This window comes from Streptomyces sp. NPDC029159 (assembly GCF_055564055.1).
In genome coordinates, this window is record NZ_JBVHWT010000006.1 from 133,395 (window position 1) to 151,627 (window position 18,233).

The window sequence follows — 18,233 nt, forward strand, 5'->3', positions numbered from 1 at the left end:
TCCCCGACCGCCGCGGATCCGAGAAAGAGACCAGGGAATCAACGATGCAGGGAGTGCCGGGCCGGACCGTGCTCGACACGGGCGATGCCGCGACCGGCAGACGGCCCGCCGCAGCTACGCCGCGCGCCCCACGCGCGAGCGCCGCCGGTGCCGGCGAGGCCGAACCCCCGCACCCCGCTGCGCCCCTGCCGTCGCCCCGGCCCGCCGCGCCGGCCCGGACCCGGTAACCGGCCGGGCGCCCCGGACCTCTCCCCTGGTCCCACGGGCGAACCGGCTTCCCGCGGCTGCCCGCCGGACCCCCCGCCGGCGGGCAGCCGCCTTCCGCACCACCGTCCCCACCGCCGCCGCGTCGCCGCGCCGTCCCGCGCACGGCCTCGTACGGCACCCTTCACCACCGCATCATCCGCAACCCCGGAGGTCCCTCTCATGCGCAAGATCACCATCGTCGGAGCCGGTCAGGCCGGGCTCCAGCTCGGTATCGGCCTGATCGACCACGGTTACGACGTCACCGTCGTCTCCAACCGCACCGGTGACCAGATCCGCGAGGGCCGGGTCATGTCCAGCCAGGCCATGTTCGGCACCGCGCTGGCCCACGAGCGCGACCTCGGCCTCGACTTCTGGGGCGACGCCTGCCCGGCCATCGCCGGTCTCGGCGTGAACATCGCCGACGGCCAGGGCGGCCGCGCGCTCTCCTTCGACGCCCGTCTGGACGCCACCGCCCGCTCCATCGACCAGCGCGTCAAGATGCCGCTGTGGATGGGCGAGTTCGCACGCCGCGGCGGCCGTCTGGACATCCGCGAGGCCGGTCTCGCGGACCTGGAGCGCTACGCCGCCGAGTCCGACCTGGTGATCGTCGCGGCCGGCAAGGGCGCGATCGCCGGGCTGTTCGAACGGGACGCGCAGCGCTCCCCGTTCGCCGCCCCGCAGCGCGCGCTGGCCCTGGCGTACGTCACCGGTATGACGCCGCTGCCGCACCGCACCGGCGTCAGCTTCAACGTCATCCCCGGCATGGGCGAGTACTTCACCATGCCCAGCCTCACCACCAGCGGCCCCTGCGACATCATGTTCTTCGAGGGCATCCCGGGCGGCCCGCTCGACCGCTTCGACGGGCTCGCCCCCGAGCAGCAGCTCGCGACGTTCCAGGAGCTGCTGCGGGCGTACGTGCCGTGGGAGGCCGAGCGCTGCACCGATCTGGCGCTCACCGACGCGGGTGGCACCCTCGCGGGCCGTTTCGCGCCGACCGTCCGCAAGCCCGTCGCCACGCTGCCCTCCGGCGCGCAGGTGCTCGGCCTCGCCGATGTGCTCGTCCTCAACGACCCGGTCACCGGCCAGGGCTCCAACAACGCCTCGAAGTGCGCGGCCTCCTACCTGGCCAGCATCCTCGACCACGGCGACCGCCCGTACGACGCCGCCTTCATGGAGCTGGCCTTCGGCCGCTTCTGGGACAACGCGCAGTCCGCGACGGCGTGGACCAACGCGATGCTGGGCGCCCCGCCGCAGCACGTCCTGGAGCTGTTCGGCGCGGCGAGCGTCAACCCCCGGGTCGCCTCCCGTTTCGTCAACGGCTTCGACGACCCGCGCGACTTCTTCCACTGGTTCATGGACCCGGTCGCCGCGCAGAACTACCTGGCCGCGGTCAGCTCCTGACCGCGGGCCGGGCGCACCCCACCAGCACAGCGACAGCCAGGTAACGAGAGCAGGACAGCAGGACATGAGAAGGATCGCGGTGATCGGCGCCGGGCAGGCGGGTGCCCAACTCGCCCTGGGACTCCAGGCGCACGGCTACGACGTCACCCTGGTCACCGACCGCAGCCCGGAGGAGATACGCCGGGGCCCGGTCATGTCCAGTCAGTGCATGTTCGACACCGCGCTCCAGAACGAGCGCGAACTCGGCCTGCACCACTGGGCGGACCAGGCCCCGGACATCTCCGGCATCGCGTTCTCCCTCATCGGTGCGCACGGCACCCCTGACCTCACCTGGCGCGCCCCGCTGGAGGGCCCCGCGCACTCCGTCGACCAGCGCGTCAAGTGCGCGGCCTGGATCGAGCAGTTCGCGGAGGGCCACGGCGAGATCGTGCTGCACGAGGCGGGCGTGGGCGACCTGGAGTGGTACGCCCGTACGCACGATCTCGTCGTGGTCTCCACCGGCAAGGGCGAGCTGAGCCGCCTCTTCCCGCGCAACGCCGAACTCTCCCCGTACGACCGGCCGCGCCGTGCGCTGGCCCTGACGTATGTGACGGGTGCGGAACCGCGGGAAGGGGCGGCCGCCGTCCACTACCGGCTGGTCCCCGGGGTCGGCGAGTTCTTCTCCTTCCCCGCCCTCACCACAACGGGCCCCTGCGAGATCATGGTCTTCGAGGGCGTGCCCGGCAGTCCGATGGACTGCTGGGACGACATCCACACCCCCGAGGCCCACCTCACCCGGTCCCTGGAGATCCTCCACCGGTTCTTCCCCGACGAGTTCGAGCGGCACCGCAACTCCCGCCTCACCGACAGCGGCGGGGTGCTGCGCGGCCGGGTCACGCCGACCGTGCGGCAGCCCGTGGCCCGGCTGTCCTCCGGGCGGCACGTCCTCGGCATGGCCGACGCGGTGGTGCTCAACGACCCGATCACCGGCCAGGGCTCGAACAACGCGGCCCAGGCCGCGACCCACTACCTCGACAGCATCCTGCGCCACGGCGCCGCGGACTTCACCCCGCAGTGGATGCAGCGCACCTTCGACAACTTCTGGCGCGGCTGGGCCCAGTGGGCCGTCGGCTGGACCAACTCCCTGCTGACCGAGCTGGGCCCGCACCACCGCGAGATCCTGACGGCGGCGGCCGAGGTCCCGTCGGTCGCGGAGGCCGTCGCCGCCGGCTTCGACGATCCGCGCACCCTGTACCGCTGGTGGTTCGAGCCGGCCGAGGCGGAGCGCTTCCTCGCCGAGAAGCGCGCCCGGCACGCCGCCCGCTTCGACGGCCGGGAACTGCGCCGGGCGCTGGGCCAGTACGCGACCGGCGTGACCGTGGTGACGGCCCGCGCCCCCGACGGCCGGCACGTCGGCATGACGGCGAACTCCTTCACCTCCGTCTCCCTGGACCCGCCGCTCGTCCTGTGGTGCCCGGGCAAGAACAGCCCGAGCCTGCCGGACTTCACCGACGCCTCCCACTTCGCCGTCCATGTCCTCGCGGCCGACCAGCACCATCTCTCCCGCCAGTTCGCCACCCCGTCCGACGACAAGTTCCGCGCCACCCCGACCACCCCCGGCATCGCCGGGACCCCCCTCCTGGAGGGCGCGGTGGCCCGCTTCCAGTGCCGAACCGTCCAACGCCTCGACGCCGGCGACCACATCATCTTCCTCGGCGAGGTCGAGCAGTACGAGTCCGACGGCGGCACCCCGCTGGTGTTCCACTCGGGGTACTACCACGTGGCGACGAAGCACCCGGATCTGTGAGGGGCGGCCGCCGGGCGGGCGGTCCGGTCACATCGGCAACGAGAGCAGGCCGACCCGCCCGTGCGGCCACGGCGCGTCCCCGCCGAGGGAGAGCCACATGGCCGGCAGCGGCATGGTGAGCGGGCCGTCCGGCTGCTCGGCCTCGACATCGGCGGCCAGCCGGGTCCACCCCATCGTCGTGTAGACCGGCACACGGTCCGGCCGGCAGAACAGCAGGGCGAAGCCGAAGCCCTGCTCCGCCGCGTGGGCCACGGTGGCGGCTACGACCCGCCGGGCCAGGCCGTGGCCCCGCAGCCCGGGCGCGACGATGACCCCGCCCAGGCCCGCCACCTGCATCGGGGTGCCGTCGACACGGACGGGGAGGGCGACCCACCCGGCGTGCGCCACCAAGCGCTCGCCCTGCACGACACCGAAGTGGTGCTCCTTGGCACGCCAGGTCAGGCCCAGGTGGGAGACCTCGAACGGGTCGGGGTCGCCTCCCGAGATGCCGCGCAGATCGGCGGGCGTGTACTGCTCAAGAGCGGTCGTACGGAAGTCGGGTGAGGAGGCGGGCCTGGGGGATTTCCCGGCGGAGTCGTGGGGCATTGCTCATCCTTTCGGTGCGGTGTCGGTGTCGGTGCCGACATCGGTGTCGGTGTCGGCACCCTCGGCTTCGGGGGCCCGGCCCGGTGGGGCCGCGCCGGTGCGCGGCGCGCGCGGTGACCGTCAGCAGCAGGGCCGTGACGAGGCCGAGCGCGCCCGCCGCCAGGAGCTGCACCCGGTAATCGAGGGTGGCCACCATGGCGGTGCCCGCGAGGAGGGCGAGACCGGTCGGGGTGAAGATCAGGGTGTTCGCGGTGGCCGCGACCCGGCCGAGGAGGTGGTCCGGTGTCTCCCGCTGGACCGTGGTCAGCGCGCCGATGAGCGGCCAGGGCAGTCCCACGCCGATGAGCAGGCCGCCGCCCACGACGACGGGGACGGATCCGGTCAGCCGGGCCAGGGCCCCGAGGGCGAAGAGGGTGAGTCCGGCGGCCGACAGCGCGGGGGCCGGGACCCGGCGCAGCAGCGCGCCGACCGTCAGTCCGCCGACGACCGACCCCAGTCCCTGGACGGAGGTGAGGACGCCGGCGAACGCCGCGGGCCGGTGGAGCCCGGTGTCGAGGAGCGCGTACGTGGCCGTGCTGCTGAGGCTCGCCGCCGCCATGGCGCAGCCGCCCGCCACCACCAGGGGCCGCAGCACCGGATGGCGCCATACGTAGCGGATCCCTTTCGCGGTCTCGGTGCTCCAGCTCGTCCGTGTCCGGGGCGCGGGGACCGGTTCGTCCACGCGGATCAGGCGGAAGGCGGCGGCGCCCAGGAGGAAGGAGAGTGCGTTCAGCAGCGCGACGGCGGGGCCGCCGAGGACGGTGAAGAGGGCCGCGCCGGCCAGGGGGCCGATCAGTTTGTTGCCTTCGATCACGGTGCGGACCAGCCCGTTGAAGTCGCCGCGGAGTCCGCCAGGGGGTGTCTTTCCGGTCTTCGTGGATCTGGGCGTGGCGTCTGGTGCCGTGCATCGCAAGGCGGAGCCCCTCCCGCGGACCGGGTGTCCGTGGGAGGGGCGACAACGCCGCGAGGTGCGGTACCAGACGCCACGACCCCACGAAGACCGGGAAGACACCCCCTAGGCACGGCGGAGGCGATCAGTGCGGTCTCCGCGGCGTCCATGAGGACGGTTCCCGCCCCCACCGCGGTCAGCACGGCGAAGAGCAGCCAGACGTCCTGCGCCGCACGCACCGCGACCGGCGCGGTCATGACCACGGCGAGGGTCAAACTGGTGGCGATGAGCAGGGTGCGGCGGCGCATCCGGTCGGCCAGGGTGCCGAGGAACGGGCCGGCCAGGGCGGGTGCCCAGGAGCAGAAGCCCACCAACGCGGCGAGGCCGACGGAGCCGGTGAGTTCCTTCACCCAGATCCCGGCGGCCGGCAGCATGGCCGAGTCCCCGAAGCCCGAGACGGTCACCCCCGCCAGGTAGCGACGGGCGGTGCGGTCCCGCAGCACCGCCCCCAGGCCCGTGGTCATGCTCCCCCCTTCACACACCGTTCCAAGCTTCGGCACCCTACCCCCAACCATTCCGTTGGGGGTAGGTCTCCATCACGGCTCCATGCGCTTTACTTGCCGACGTGACCGAGGTGGACCCCGTTCTGAGAGCACTGGCACATCCCGTACGGCTGCGGATGCTCACGCTGCTGTGGCCCGGCCCGATGTCGGCCGCCGAACTCTCCCGCGAGCTGGACATCTCCCATGCCCTGGCCAGCCGTCACCTCCGGAGCCTGGACGCCGTGGGCCTGGTCGAACTGGCCGAGGAGCGCACCCGCCGCGGGGGCCGGGAGCGCCGCTACCGCGCCGTCCACGGCTCACCGCTCTCCGACCGGAGCGGCGGCGCCCCGCTGCTGGTCGCGGCGCTGGCCCACACGCTCAAGGAGCGCGCCGCGCGCCGGCGCCCGGACGGCAGCGGCGTGACGGTCGACGCGGAACTGTGGGTGGAGCCGGAGGTGTGGGAGACGGCCCGGCAGAAGCTCGCCGACGTCGCGGCGGAGCTCCACGCGGCGGCCCGCCCACCGCGCTCCCCCGGCACGGCCCCCGTAGGGATGACCCTGATGGCCTTCCCGGTGCAGGAAGCTCCGCCCGCCGCCGACGGCGAGCCGTCCCCGCCGCCGGACCCCACCACACGCCCCGTTCACGGTTCGCACGGCGCCTGAACGGGAGCGGGCGTCGCCCTCCGCCCGCACCGGGCGGTGCGCGTAAGAGGGAGAAGCCCCGAACGGAGTAACGATCAACTCACCCTATGGAGAAGCGGGTTGATCCCCCACGAGCGGTGTCTTTCGGACGGCGGAACCCCAGGCGTGTCCGCCGCTCCGGCCAGTCGTTGACGGGTGCGTGGTGCACCGTCACACCTTGACCGACCAGGCGCGGAAGCGGGGCGAGCCGGTGCCGGGACCGCCGTGGCAGGGCCGGGAGCGCGTCCGCCGTCGGTCGCGCCGGAGCGGGCGCCCCGGGGCCCGCTCCTTTCCGATTCACGCCCTTGCCCCTCCGTCACTCAGCGACATAGCGTCACTTCAGGACACGGGAAGATCCACGCCCGTCCGAGGCGGTGGATCACGCCAATGGGGGCTGTCCGACCGTGCCGCGCCCGTCGACCACCGAGGTAACCGACCACCGAGGTACGCATCGTGAACTCCCCGGCATCGCAGGCACAGACGCTTCTCTCCTCGCTGTTCACACCGGAAGGGCGGGAGAACCCGCATCCCGCGCTGGAGGCCCTGCGGCGGATCGCGCCCGTGTACCACGACCCGGACCTGGACACCTTCTTCCTCACCACCTTCGCCGACTGCCAGGCCGTCCTCACCGACACCACCTACCGCGCCCAGGATCTGACCTGGTGCGAGGAGAACCTGCCGGACTGGCGTGAGCACCCGGCTGCCGACTTCTTCTACTCCTCGATGCTGCGGGCCAACGGCGACGACCACGCCCGGCTGCGCCGGCTCGCCGGAAAGGGCCTCACCCCGCGCCGGGTCGCCGCGCTGCAGGGCGCCGTCGAGAGGATCACCGACGGCCTGCTCGACAACCTCGCCGACGCCACCTCGGACGGCGGCACGGCCAATTTCCAGGAGCTCGTCGGCTATCCGCTCCCCATGGCCGTGGTCGGCGAGCTGATCGGCGTACCGGAGGCCGACAGCGCCCGGTTCCGGGCGCTCGGCAGTGACGCCAGCCGGTTGCTGGAGCCGGTGCGCACCCCGGAGGACTGGGCGCGGGCCGACAGTGCCGTGGAGGAACTCCGGGCATATTTCCTGGAGTTGACCGAGCGACGGCGGCAGGAGCCCGCCGATGATCTCGCCACCGCGTTGGCCCTGGAGGACGCGGGGGCGCTGACGGAGCACGAGCTGGTCGACACGTTGCTGCTGGTGTTCGTCGCGGGCTTCGAGACCACCACCGGACTGCTGGGGCTGGCCGTGCACGCCCTGCTCCGCCACCCCGAGCAGCTGGCCCGGCTGACGGCCGACCCCGGGCTGATGCCGCAGGCCGTCGAGGAGGCGCTGCGGTGGGACACGCCCGCCCAGATGACCGAGCGCATCGCCGGGCGGGCCGGGGTCATCGGCGGGGTGCCGATTCCGGCGGGCGCCGTCGTCACCACCGTGCTGACCGCCGCCAACCGCGACCCCGCGGTCCACCCCGACCCGCACCGTTTCGATGTGACCCGCACCGGCAGCAGGGTGCTCAGCTTCAGCAGTGGGCCGCACTACTGCCTGGGTGCCGCCCTGGCGCGGTTGGAGGGCGCGGTGGCGCTGCGCCGGTTGCTCGCCCGTTTCCCGCGTCTGGCGTCCGCCGGGGATCCGGTGCGCCGGGAGTCGTTCGGCCTCCGCGTCTTCGAGGACCTGCCCGTGAGCCACGGTCCCGCCGCCCCGTCCGTCACGCACTCCGGAAAGGCCGCCGTATGAGTTTTCTGGACCCCGAGCGCGAGGTGCTCGCCCGCCTGCTGCCCGGTCTCGACGCGGCGCTCGCCGCGCACCCGCTGGCCGAGCTGGAGCGGCGCGGCAGCCCGGCCCTCGCGGCGTTCCGGGACGCCGGGGGCACCGGACTGCTGGTGCCCGAGGAGCATGCCGGTATCGGCGCGAGCCCGCTGGAGGCCGTCCGGTTGCAGCGGGCGGTGGGCGCCCGCTGTCCGTCACTGGCGGTCGCCACCACCATGCACCACTTCTCCGTGGCCGGTCTGGTGGAGGCCGCCAAGCACGGTGCCGGATTCGAATGGATGCTGCTGGAGGCGGTCGTCGGTGACCGGTTGCTGCTGGCGTCCGGCTTCGCGGAGGGCCGCACCGGGCAGTCCGTACTGCGTCCGGCCATCACCGCCGAACGCCGCGGCGACCACGTCGTGCTCAACGGCAGCAAGAAGCCGTGCAGCCTCGCCCACTCCATGGACATCCTCACCGCCTCCGTGACGATGACCGACGAGGACGGCACCGAGCGGCTGGCGGTGGCCGTCGTGCCCGCACGGACCGAAGGGATCTCCGTCCGGCCGTTCTGGGGCAACGCCGTGCTGGCCGGCGCGGAGAGCGAGGAGGTGGTCCTCACCGATGTCACGCTGGACCCGCAGATGGTCGTCACCACCGATGTGACCGTCGGATCCGCGCTGGACGCCCTGCACATCGCGGGGTTCCTCTGGTTCGAGCTGCTGATGACGGCCGGGTATCTGGGCACCGCCAGTGCCCTGGTGGAGCGGGCGCTGCGGCGCGGCGGGGGTGCGGCCGGCGACCGGGCCCTGCTCGTCACCGAACTCGACGCCGCGATGCTGGCGGTGGAGGCCGTGGCCCGGGAGATGGGCGAGAGCGCCGAGTGGGGCGAGCCGCTGCTGGTCAGGGCGTTGACCGCGCGCTATGCGGCCCAGGACGCCATCGCCCGCGCCACCCCGGTCGCGCTGGGCGTGCTCGGCGGGATGTCCTTCATCGGCTCCACCGAGGGCACCTATCTGGCCTCCGCCGCGACCGGTCTCGCCTTCCATCCGCCGTCCCGGGGCAGGACGGCCGAGGCGCTGTGCGCGGCCCTGGACGGCCAGGCCCTGCGGGTCGGGTGACGCGGTGAGCGCAGCGAACGGCCCCACCGTCGAGATCCTGTCCGGCATCGACGCCGTCCCCGCCGAACTCTGGGACGCCCTGGCCCCGCCGCACGATCCGATGTGGGGGCGCGAGGTGTTCACGGCGATGGAGCGCGGCGCCATCGGCCCGGACGGCTATGCGTACGCGGTGGTCCGGGAGGCGGGCCGGACGCGCGCGGTGCTGCCGCTGGCCGCCGTCCACGGGCTGCGTCTGGACCGGATCGTCGGGGAGCGGGAGCGCCGGATGCTGGCGCCGCTGCGCCGGTGGTGTCCCGGTCTGTTGCGGGTGCCGATGCTGTTCTGCGGCAACTTCCTGGGGCAGGGGCACATCCTGAGCCGGGAGCCGCTGCCGGAGCCGGTCGCCGGACTGCTGGTGCGGGCGGTGCTCGCCCATGCGCGGCGCCACCGGCTCGGCACCGTCGTCTTCAAGGACTTCGCCCCCGACGAGCTGACGCCCCTGCGGCCGGCCCTGGAGGCGGCGGGCTTCTTCGAGGTGGCGAGCATGCCCGACACCGAACTCGCCCTGGGCTACGGATCGTTCGAGGAGTACGTCGCCGCGCTCCCCGCGAAGGCGCGGCGCAACGTCCGCAGCAAGGTGCGGAAGTTCGAGGCCCGGGACGATCTGCGGATCGAGGTGCTGACCGACTTCGTCTCCCTCGTCCCCGACATGCTGGAGCTGTACGGGCAGGTGATGGCGCGGGCGGACCAGACGCTCGATGTCCTCGACGCGTCCTTCCTCCGGGCGCTGCACCGGCCCGGCGGCCCCGAACAGCGGCTCGTGGCCTGTTTCGAGGGGGACCGTCTCGTCGCCTATCTGCTCTGCCTTTTCCGCGGGGACGGGGCGATCGGGGCGCGGATCGGCCTCGACTACCGGCTGGCCCACGAGGCGCATCTCTACCACCACGTCCACTACGCGGCCATCGAGCTGGCCATCTCCCGCGGGTGCCGCCACATCCGGTTCGCGCAGACCGCCTACGAGCCCAAACGGGAGCTGGGCTGTGCGCTGGTCGAGCAGCGCTACGCCCTCACCCATGTGCGTCCGCTGCCCCGCGCGGTGCTGCGCCGGCTGCTCCCGGCCGCGCTCGACGCGGCGCTCGCCCGGACGCTCGCGCCCCGGTCGTGAGCGCCGCCGTCCCTTCAGTCCCGCCCGCTCACCTCTCCCGTGGAAAGGGTCCTCATGCCCCGCGTCGCAGTAGAGCTGCACATCGCCGCCCCGCCGGACCGGAGCTGGGAGGCGGTCGTCGATGTCGAGAGCTATCCCGCGTGCATGGACAGCGTCCGGTCCATCACCGTCGTCGAGCAGCGCGGGCCGCAGGAGCGGACCACCGCCTGGTCCGTGCGGCTCAAGGGGTCGGTCCTCGAATGGACCGAGGCCGAGCGGATCGACGAGGAGGCCCGCCGCTTCGACTTCCACCAGGTCAGCGGCGATCTGGCGCATTTCGTCGGCCACTGGGCGATCCGCCCGGCCGAGGACGGCGGCAGCCTGGTGTCCCTCCATGTCGAGTTCGACATCGGGATCCCGCTGCTCGCCGAGATGCTCAACCCCGTCGCCGCCACCGCACTGCGGGAGAACGCCGAGCAGATGCTCACGGCGCTGGAACGCCGCCTGACCGGCGCCGCGTGACCCGGACCGCCGCCGTCCGACCGGCACCGCCCGCCCGCCGTCCCCGTCCAGGAGGCCGCACATGACCGATCCGTCCCAGGCCACCGCGGTGTTCGAGCGGTTGCGCCGGCACCAGTCGCCCAAGCTCGCCCTCACCGGCAAGTTCGCCGGCCGCGGCGCCGTGGAATCCGCCGCGTCGGGCTCCCGCGTCACCCTCTCCGACGGCCGCTCGGCCCTGGACTTCGGCTCGTACGCGGTCACCCTGCTGGGCCACCGCCACCCCGGTGTCGTCGCCGCGGTCCAGCGGCAGCTGGCGGTGATGCCGACCTCCACCCGGAGCCTGGCCAACCCGGTGAGCGCCGAGGCCGCCGCCGTTCTCGTCGCGTACTTCGGCGGGGCGCTGCCCAAGGTCTACTTCGGGCTCAACGGCGCCGACGCCGTGGAGATCGCGGTCAAGCTCGCCCGGCTGGCCGCGGGCCAAGACCGGGTGCTGGCGGTGCGCGGCGGCTTCCACGGCAAGACGCTCGGCGCGCTGGCCCTCACCCACCACCCGCTGTTCCGCAGGGGGCTGCGCGGCTGCACCACGGACGTCGTCCACCTCGACCCCGACGACCCCGACGCGGTGCGCCGGGAGGGTGCCCGGGGCCCGTTCGCCGCGCTGGTCTTCGAACCCGTCCAGGGGGAGAACGGCGCCGTACCGCTCGCCCCCGAGGTGCTGCGGCGGTGGACGCGGGACGCGCAGGCGCAGGGTGCCTTCGTGATCGCGGATGAGATCCAGTGCGGTCTGCGGCGCTGCGGGGAGCGTTCGGTGGCGCTCGCCGAAGGGCTCCCCGTCGATGCGGTGCTCGTCGGCAAGCCGCTCGGCGGCGGCGTCGTACCGCTGTCCGCGATGGTCTGCTCGGAGGAGCTGTACGCGCCGCTGGCGGCCGACCCCTTCCTGCACTCGGCGACGTTCGGCGGGCACCCGCTGAGCTGTGCCGCACTGCCCGCCGCACTGGCCGCGGTGGAGGAACTGGCCGGTCACGGCCGGTTCCTGGCCGACCGGCTGGCCGCCGGGCTGCGCGTTCTCCAGGCGCGCCACGGGCGGGTGATGAGCGGTTTCCGTGGCCGCGGGCTGCTGTGGGGCATCGACTTCACCGCGCCGCAGGCCGCCGGTGAGGTCGTCGTCGGGCTGGCCAACGCCGATCTGCTCGTCTCGCCCTGCCTGAGCCGCCCCACGACCGTACGGCTGCTGCCCCCGCTGACCACCACGGCCGCCGAGCTGGACCGGGCCCTGGACATTCTCGACACCGCCCTCGACGACGCGGGCCGCATCCTCACCACGGACTGACCCGATCAGGAGAACGACGTGACCGACCCACAGGCCCCCCTCACCCCGGACGTCACCGGCCGCTCGCTGGCCGACATCGTCCGGACGACCATCGCCGACGTCCTGGGCACCACGCCCGACGAGATCTCCGACAGCACCGACCTGGAGGCCGATCACGGCGTCGACAGCCTGGAGTTGATGGCCGTCGGCGCCCAGCTCGAACGGGCCCTCGGCGTACAGATCTCGCCCGAGGACCTGATGCGTGCCGACAACGTCGGCCACGCCATCACCCTGCTGACCGAGCGGACGGCCGGCCGGTGACGCCTCCCCCGGATCACGCCGGCCGCCCCCGCGCCGTCGTCACCGGCATCGGCGTGCGGACCCCGGCCGGGAACACGCTCGACGAGGTGGTCGCGGCCGTCATGGCGGCCGCGGGGACCGCCGCCGCCCCCGTCGACGTCCTGGTCGAGCAGCGGGCGGCGGTGCGCTTCGCCTGCCGGGTGCCGGAGTTCGACCCGGAGTCCTCCCTCAGCCTGCGCGAACTCCGGCAGATCGACCGGCCCACCGCACTGGCCCTGTGCGCCGCGGTCGACGCCGTACGCGACGCGGAGCTGCCGCCGCTGCCGCCGGACCGTGTCGGTGTCCACCTCGGCGTCGGCATCGGCGGGCTGCCCACCATGGAGGCCACCACCCTCCACCACGGGGCCGATCCGATGGGGATGCCGGTGCACACCGTGCCGCGGATCATGGCCAACTCCGCGGCCGCGCGGATCGCCATGCGGTACGGCTTCCTGGGCTCGTGTCTGACCCACACCACGGCGTGCGCCAGCGGCACCAACGCTGTCGGGGAGGCGCTGCGCCGTATCCGGCACGGTGAGCTGGACGCGGTGGTGACCGGCGGTTTCGACTCGGCGATCACCCCCGTGGTGCTCAGCGCCTTCGCCCGGATGCGGGCCCTGTCGCTCCGCAACGACGACCCCGCCCGGGCCAGCCGCCCCTTCGACGCGGACCGCGACGGCTTCGTGATGGGCGAGGGCGCCGCCCTCCTGGTCCTGGAGCGGCGTGAGGCGGCGCTCGCCCGCGGTGCGCGGATCTACGGGGAGGTCGCCGGGTACGCGACCAACTCCGACGCGTTCCACATCGCCGCACCCCATCCGGAGGGGACGGCCGCGGCCGCCTGTATGGCCGGGGCGATAGCCGACGCCGGGCTGCGCCCCGGCGACATCGGGCAGGTCAACGCGCACGGCACCGCCACCCGGCTCAACGACGGCGCCGAGGCCACCGCTGTCGACCGCGCCTTCGCCGGGCAGGCGCCGCCGGTGACGTCGATCAAGGGCGTCACCGGCCATCTCATAGGCGGCTCGGGGGCGTTGGAGGCGGCGGTCGCCCTCGTCTGCGCCGGACGCCGCACCGTACCGCCGGTCGCCAACCTCACCCACTGCACCGAGGCCGACCGTATCGACGTGGTCGCCGGGGCGCCGCGGCGGGTGGCGCGCGCCCCCGTGCTGTCCAACTCCTTCGGCTTCGGCGGGCAGAACGCCTGCCTCGTGCTGACCCCCGGGACCTGACCGACCACCACCTCGCCAAGGAGACCTGGCATGCGCATCCTCCTCACCGGGGCGACCGGCATAGTCGGCACCGAGGTCACCGACCGCCTGCGCACCACCGCGCCCCGCGGCACCGTCCTCGTCCGCACCGCCCGCCGCCGCACCCCCGCCCCCCTGGTCCGCTGGGACATGGGCGCCGGGCCGGTGCCGCCGGAGCTGACCGGCCCCTGGGACGTCATCGTGCACACCGCCGCCTCGACCCGCTGGACGCTCACCCGCGCCGAGGCCGCCGACGCCAACATCCGCCCCCTGCGCGCGGCCTTGGAGCTGGCCGGACCCGACACCCATGTCGTCCATGTCTCCACCGCCTACGTCGGGGGCGTACGCAACCCCGAGGATCTGCGCGGACCGGAGTTCGAGGGCTACCGCAACGGCTACGAGTGGTCCAAGGCGGTCTGCGAGGAGATCGTCACCACCGAGCACCGTGGCCCGGTGACCGTGATCCGGCCGCCGCTGATCATGGGCAACCGCGCCGACGGCCGCATCTCCCGCTTCTCCGGCCCGTACACCCTCTTCCCGGCCCTGGTCTCCGGTCTGGCCGCGGTCGTCGTCGGTGACCCGGACGGTTACGCCGAGATCAGCCCGCTCGACGAGGTCGCCGACGCGATCGTGGCGGCGGCCCTGGGGCCCGCACCGGACGCGCCGCGCACCGAGACCCTTGCCGCGGGCGCGGCCGGTCTGCGGCTGCGGACCCTCGTGGAGATCAGCTGCGCCACCATCAACGACTTCCGGGCCGCCCACGGCGCCGGCCCCGTCGCCGTCCCGCCGACGGTCTCCACCGAGAGCTGGAACCGCTTCTTCCTGCCGTTGGCGCGGCAGTGGCTCTCGCCGGTGCAGCAGCAGGCGGTCGATCTGCTCGCGATGTTCCAGAGCTACACCAGCATGGCCGAACCCTTCTCGCCCACCCTTCCGGTGCGCGACCCGGGCGAGGTGATGGCCGCGTCCGTCCGCCACTGGGCCCGCAGCAGGCCCCGGCAGGCGCTGGCGAGCCCGCGTCCGTGGACCCTGGTCGGCGGCGGGGACGGGGCGTAGCGCGGGCGGCCCGTTCCCCCCTTTGCCGCCGTTGCGGTCCGCTCGCAGTATGGCGGGAGGGAGGGGTGTGCCCTCCCGTGCCGGTGCGGGGTCGTGACGGTGTGCCGTCGCCCGGCCGGCCCGTCCATCAGAGGGGACGTAACCATGCCTGTCTGCACGACGCGCGACGGTGTCGAGATCTTCTACAAGGACTGGGGGCAGGGCCGCCCGGTGGTCTTCCTCCACGGCTGGCCGCTCAACGGCGACGCCTGGCAGGACCAGCTCAAGGCGGTGGCCGGTGCCGGTTTCCGGGGCATCGCCCACGACCGGCGGGGCCACGGCCGCTCCACCCCGGTGTGGGACGGCTACGACTTCGACACCTTCGCCGACGACCTCGACGATCTGCTCACCCGGCTCGACCTGCGCGATGTCACGCTGGTCGGGCACTCGATGGGCGGCGGCGAACTGGCCCGGTACATCGGCCGTCACGGCACCGGACGGATCCGCTCCGCCGTCCTGCTGTCGGCGATCCCGCCGCTGCTGCGCCAGGGGCCCGAGAACCCCGAGGGCGTCCCGCAGACCGTGCTCGACGGTCTCAAGGACGGCATCCTCCACGAGCGCTCGCAGTTCTGGAAGGACGCCGCGGTCAGCTTCTTCTCCGCGAACCGCCCCGGCAGCAAGGTCACCGAAGGCAACAAGGACGCCTTCTGGTACATGGCGCTGCAGCAGACGATCGAGGGCGGGGTGGCCTGCGTGGACGCCTTCGGGGGCACCGACTTCCACGAGGACCTGAAGCGGTTCGACATCCCCACGCTCGTGGTGCACGGCGACGACGACCAGATCGTGCCGCTCGACGCGACCGGCCGGAAGACCGCCGGGCTCATCCCCGGCGCCACGCTCAAGATCTACGAGGGCGGCTCGCACGGCATCGCGCTCGTCCCCGGGGACAAGGAGAGGTTCACCAGGGATCTGCTGGACTTCCTCACCGGGTGAGGCCCCCGCCGTCCGCGGCGGCACCCGGTGCCGGTTTGCGGGGCGCCCCTTGCCGCGGGCCCGGTGCGGGGCGCCCCTTGCCGCGGGCCCGGTGCGGGGCGCCCCTTGCCGCGGGCCCGGTGCGGGGCGTCCCTTGTCGCGGGCCCGGACGCGGTGGCGCACAGTGGGAGGTGAGGCCGGGCCCGGGCACGTCGGAGGCCGCCGCCCCGGTTGACGCGTACGCGGTCCGGTGCCCCGCACACGGTGCAGACCGTCCCGGACAGGAGGAGAGATGCGCCTCACCTTGCCCGTCCCACTCGCCGGCACCCCGGCGCAACCGGCGCCGTACCCGTGGCCCACACCACCCCGCGAACCACCACTCCAACCGGACCCGGACGCCCCACACCCACCACCCCCGGGCCCACAGGACCCGATGCATCCGGCCCCCGAACCACCGGAGCCTGACGAGGAGCCCGTACCGGAGCCGGGTCGGGCGGGGGTGCCGGGCTGCGGTTCGTGACGCGGCGCCGGGTGGTGGGGCGAATTCCTTTGCCGTCTGGCCTGGTTGTGTTTCACGTCCCCACCGGCTCACCGGGGTACCACCATGCGTGCATGGGGATCAGGCCGCCCGACGCGCACTCCACCGGCTGCTCGCAGGCCGCCGACGACGCCGGCTGCTGACCGCCCTCGCGGCCGTCGGCACACTCGGGCCGCTGCCTGGAAATCCCCCGGCGGCACCACGACCAACGAGACCTTTGCGGCGGATCGCGGACTGTCAGGGGACGGCGGACAGGGGTTCAGGCTGAACCGCCCAAGTCCGAATACAGAAGGGCCTCCTCACCTCCCGCCTTGGCGATGTGGGCCTCGCCCGGTCGGGGCCCTATCCATCCGGCAGGCAGGGAAGTCAGCTTTCAACCCATCCGTCAACAAATCAACTTCCGCAATTTTCCTGCTATTTAGGGCAAGTTACAGCGGTAACACCCCAACCACCCTGCGCCGACAGCCGATACACGGAAAGTGATACGGTCTCCCGCAGTGCCAACTCGCTTCTCGTTGGCATGCGTTCAGGGGGGGCAGTGATTCAAGCGTGACGATAAGTGGCGACGGCTTCAGCGCTGAACCGGAAGACCTCAGGAGCGGCGCTTCGGACATCCTTAAATGCCTGAAGCCGGCAGAAGATGTCGACTTCGAGGCGATGTCCAAGGGTTTCGACGGTTCCGAACAGAGCGACGTGCTCCTCTCCGGGGAGTTCCAAAAATTCTGCAGCACATGGACCGTGGCCTACCTGAGCCTCGGTGACCGTTCGGTCGACGCTGCAGATCACCTCAAGATCACAGCCCGCAACTACGAGCAAGCTGATGCCTTTGCGGGTGGGCGCCTGCATTCATAGGGCACGACACAGGATGACAAAAGCAGCAGGCGGGAAACGGGGATAGGCGTGGCGGCAAAACTGGGGGAAACCAAGGACCCCAAGGAGCTGATTCCTGGCAACACCGGGGACCTGGAAAATGTCGCGGACTCGCTGAGAAAAGCGTCGGGAAAATTCGAGGACACCGGCACCCAACTGGGCGGTGTACGCATCTCCACCTGGTCCGGAAAGGCCAGCGATCAGTTCTGGGAGAAGTTCTCGGGCGAGAAGAAGAACTGGCTCTACGCCGCCGATGCCATGTCCGATGCAGCCTCGGCAGTGAGCAAGTACGCCTCAGCGCTCAGCGGAGCGCAGCAGCAGGCGGCGGATGCGATCGACCTGTGGGAGGGCGGCGACGAAGACCAAGCCCGAACCGTCCTGAATGCCGCTCGGCAATCCCTGAAGGAAGAGGCTGACACAGCAAGGAAGAAGCTGAAGGATCTTTCCGGTGGCGCCTCCAACGCACCCAGCTGGCTGACCAGGGCCGGGGAAGTCGCCGAGCAGCAGAAAGAATCGGGGAAAGGCAGCCAGACCTTCTGGGAGAAGGAAGGCAAGTCGATAACCGATCCCAGCAGACGGTGGAGCAGGAACAGGCCCTTCGGTACAAGCCCTGACCAGCCCGATGGCAATAAGCACGGGCCAGAGGTCAAACTGTGGGAGCGGAAGGGCGAAGCGAGCGTCTGGGGTGCCGAAGCCGAGGGCGAAAAGCAGGTCGGCGACGGAAAACTCAGCGGAAAGGCCGGAGTCAAGCTCCTCGGAGCCGAGGGTACCGCGGGAGCTTCCTACAAAGACGGCAGCGTCGAGGCGAAAGTCGGCGGGACCGCCTACCTCGCCAAAGCGTCCGCCGAAGGCGGCTACGAGAACGGCCCCTTTGCAGCCAAGGGCGACGCCTCGGCTTTCGCCGGGCTGGACGCGTCGGCAACGGCGTCCGTGGGCAAGCAGGGCGCGCACCTGGGCGCCGAAGCCTTCGCCGGCGCCAAGGCAACGGCGAGCGGGCATGCGGATGTCGGCGGTATCGGGGCCGGCGCCACGGCCGAAGGGTGGGCCGGAGTCGGCGCCGAGGCCCATGTGGATGCGGGCATGAAGGACGGCAAATTCGTCATCGGCGGCTCGGCGGGTGTCGGACTCGGGCTCGGTGGCAAGGTCGGCGGGCAGATCGAGATCGATCCGCACAAGGTCGTGGATACGGTCAGCGATGCCGCGGACGCGATCGGCGACGGCCTCGACGCGGTGGGAGACGGTCTGACATCGCTCAATCCCTTCGGCTGATAGTAGCCTCGGTTCC

At 72.6% G+C, this 18,233-nt stretch carries 17 protein-coding genes; 14 read left to right on the plus strand and 3 right to left on the minus strand.

Going from position 1 to position 18,233, the window contains the following annotated elements:
- Positions 1-426 precede the first annotated feature (426 nt).
- A complete protein-coding gene (locus ACZ4U4_RS14910; RefSeq protein WP_467873445.1) occupies positions 427-1,647 on the plus strand; it encodes a styrene monooxygenase/indole monooxygenase family protein in 1,221 nt (406 codons plus the stop codon).
- 64 nt (positions 1,648-1,711) lie between these two features.
- Positions 1,712-3,433, plus strand: coding sequence for a flavin reductase (locus tag ACZ4U4_RS14915; protein ID WP_467873448.1), 1,722 nt, complete (start codon positions 1,712-1,714; stop codon positions 3,431-3,433).
- Between the two features lie 27 nt (positions 3,434-3,460).
- Here ACZ4U4_RS14915 and ACZ4U4_RS14920 read toward each other — a convergent pair whose 3' ends face one another.
- Genes ACZ4U4_RS14920 through ACZ4U4_RS14930 form a run of 3 tightly spaced genes read right to left on the minus strand, consistent with a single transcriptional unit; the run spans position 3,461 to position 5,470 of the window.
- On the minus strand, positions 3,461-4,018 hold the full coding sequence (locus ACZ4U4_RS14920) for a GNAT family N-acetyltransferase (protein WP_467873451.1): 558 nt from the start codon (positions 4,016-4,018) through the stop codon (positions 3,461-3,463).
- Positions 3,948-4,871: an MFS transporter gene (locus ACZ4U4_RS14925; RefSeq protein WP_467873454.1), complete on the minus strand. Its 924-nt coding sequence runs from the start codon at positions 4,869-4,871 to the stop codon at positions 3,948-3,950. The genes ACZ4U4_RS14920 and ACZ4U4_RS14925 overlap by 71 nt, the downstream gene beginning before the upstream one ends.
- Positions 4,868-5,470 carry an MFS transporter gene (locus tag ACZ4U4_RS14930; protein WP_467873457.1) on the minus strand — a complete coding sequence of 201 codons (603 nt, stop codon included), beginning with the start codon at positions 5,468-5,470 and terminating at the stop codon, positions 4,868-4,870. The genes ACZ4U4_RS14925 and ACZ4U4_RS14930 overlap by 4 nt, the downstream gene beginning before the upstream one ends.
- Positions 5,471-5,571: 101 nt before the next feature.
- Here ACZ4U4_RS14930 and ACZ4U4_RS14935 point away from each other — a divergent pair, with 101 nt between their 5' ends.
- The 12 genes from ACZ4U4_RS14935 to ACZ4U4_RS14990 all read left to right on the plus strand — a co-directional run bounded on the left by ACZ4U4_RS14935 (position 5,572) and on the right by ACZ4U4_RS14990 (position 18,217).
- On the plus strand, positions 5,572-6,150 hold the full coding sequence (locus ACZ4U4_RS14935) for an ArsR/SmtB family transcription factor (RefSeq protein WP_467873460.1): 579 nt from the start codon (positions 5,572-5,574) through the stop codon (positions 6,148-6,150).
- A 471-nt stretch (positions 6,151-6,621) separates the two neighbouring features.
- Positions 6,622-7,887: a cytochrome P450 gene (locus tag ACZ4U4_RS14940; RefSeq protein WP_467873463.1), complete on the plus strand. Its 1,266-nt coding sequence runs from the start codon at positions 6,622-6,624 to the stop codon at positions 7,885-7,887.
- On the plus strand, positions 7,884-9,017 hold the full coding sequence (locus tag ACZ4U4_RS14945) for an acyl-CoA dehydrogenase family protein (RefSeq protein WP_467873466.1): 1,134 nt from the start codon (positions 7,884-7,886) through the stop codon (positions 9,015-9,017). The genes ACZ4U4_RS14940 and ACZ4U4_RS14945 overlap by 4 nt, the downstream gene beginning before the upstream one ends.
- A gap of 4 nt (positions 9,018-9,021) precedes the next feature.
- Positions 9,022-10,161 (plus strand): GNAT family N-acetyltransferase, encoded by a 1,140-nt coding sequence (locus tag ACZ4U4_RS14950; protein WP_467873468.1) that lies wholly within the window; start codon positions 9,022-9,024, stop codon positions 10,159-10,161.
- 54 nt (positions 10,162-10,215) lie between these two features.
- Complete coding sequence (locus tag ACZ4U4_RS14955) at positions 10,216-10,662, plus strand: type II toxin-antitoxin system RatA family toxin (RefSeq protein WP_467873471.1); 447 nt, start codon at positions 10,216-10,218, stop codon at positions 10,660-10,662.
- 61 nt (positions 10,663-10,723) lie between these two features.
- Positions 10,724-11,971 (plus strand): aspartate aminotransferase family protein, encoded by a 1,248-nt coding sequence (locus ACZ4U4_RS14960; RefSeq protein WP_467873474.1) that lies wholly within the window; start codon positions 10,724-10,726, stop codon positions 11,969-11,971.
- A gap of 18 nt (positions 11,972-11,989) precedes the next feature.
- Positions 11,990-12,271, plus strand: a complete 282-nt coding sequence (locus ACZ4U4_RS14965) for an acyl carrier protein (RefSeq protein ID WP_467873477.1) — start codon at positions 11,990-11,992, stop codon at positions 12,269-12,271.
- Positions 12,268-13,518 carry a beta-ketoacyl-[acyl-carrier-protein] synthase family protein gene (locus tag ACZ4U4_RS14970; protein WP_467873479.1) on the plus strand — a complete coding sequence of 417 codons (1,251 nt, stop codon included), beginning with the start codon at positions 12,268-12,270 and terminating at the stop codon, positions 13,516-13,518. Before ACZ4U4_RS14965 ends, ACZ4U4_RS14970 begins: the two co-directional genes overlap by 4 nt.
- Positions 13,519-13,548: 30 nt before the next feature.
- Positions 13,549-14,589 carry an SDR family oxidoreductase gene (locus tag ACZ4U4_RS14975; RefSeq protein ID WP_467873481.1) on the plus strand — a complete coding sequence of 347 codons (1,041 nt, stop codon included), beginning with the start codon at positions 13,549-13,551 and terminating at the stop codon, positions 14,587-14,589.
- Positions 14,590-14,733: 144 nt separating this feature from the next.
- Positions 14,734-15,561, plus strand: coding sequence for an alpha/beta fold hydrolase (locus ACZ4U4_RS14980; RefSeq protein ID WP_467873484.1), 828 nt, complete (start codon positions 14,734-14,736; stop codon positions 15,559-15,561).
- A 1,066-nt stretch (positions 15,562-16,627) separates the two neighbouring features.
- Positions 16,628-16,930, plus strand: a complete 303-nt coding sequence (locus tag ACZ4U4_RS14985; protein ID WP_467873487.1) for a hypothetical protein — start codon at positions 16,628-16,630, stop codon at positions 16,928-16,930.
- A 48-nt stretch (positions 16,931-16,978) separates the two neighbouring features.
- On the plus strand, positions 16,979-18,217 hold the full coding sequence (locus ACZ4U4_RS14990; protein ID WP_467873489.1) for a putative T7SS-secreted protein: 1,239 nt from the start codon (positions 16,979-16,981) through the stop codon (positions 18,215-18,217).
- Positions 18,218-18,233 lie beyond the last annotated feature (16 nt).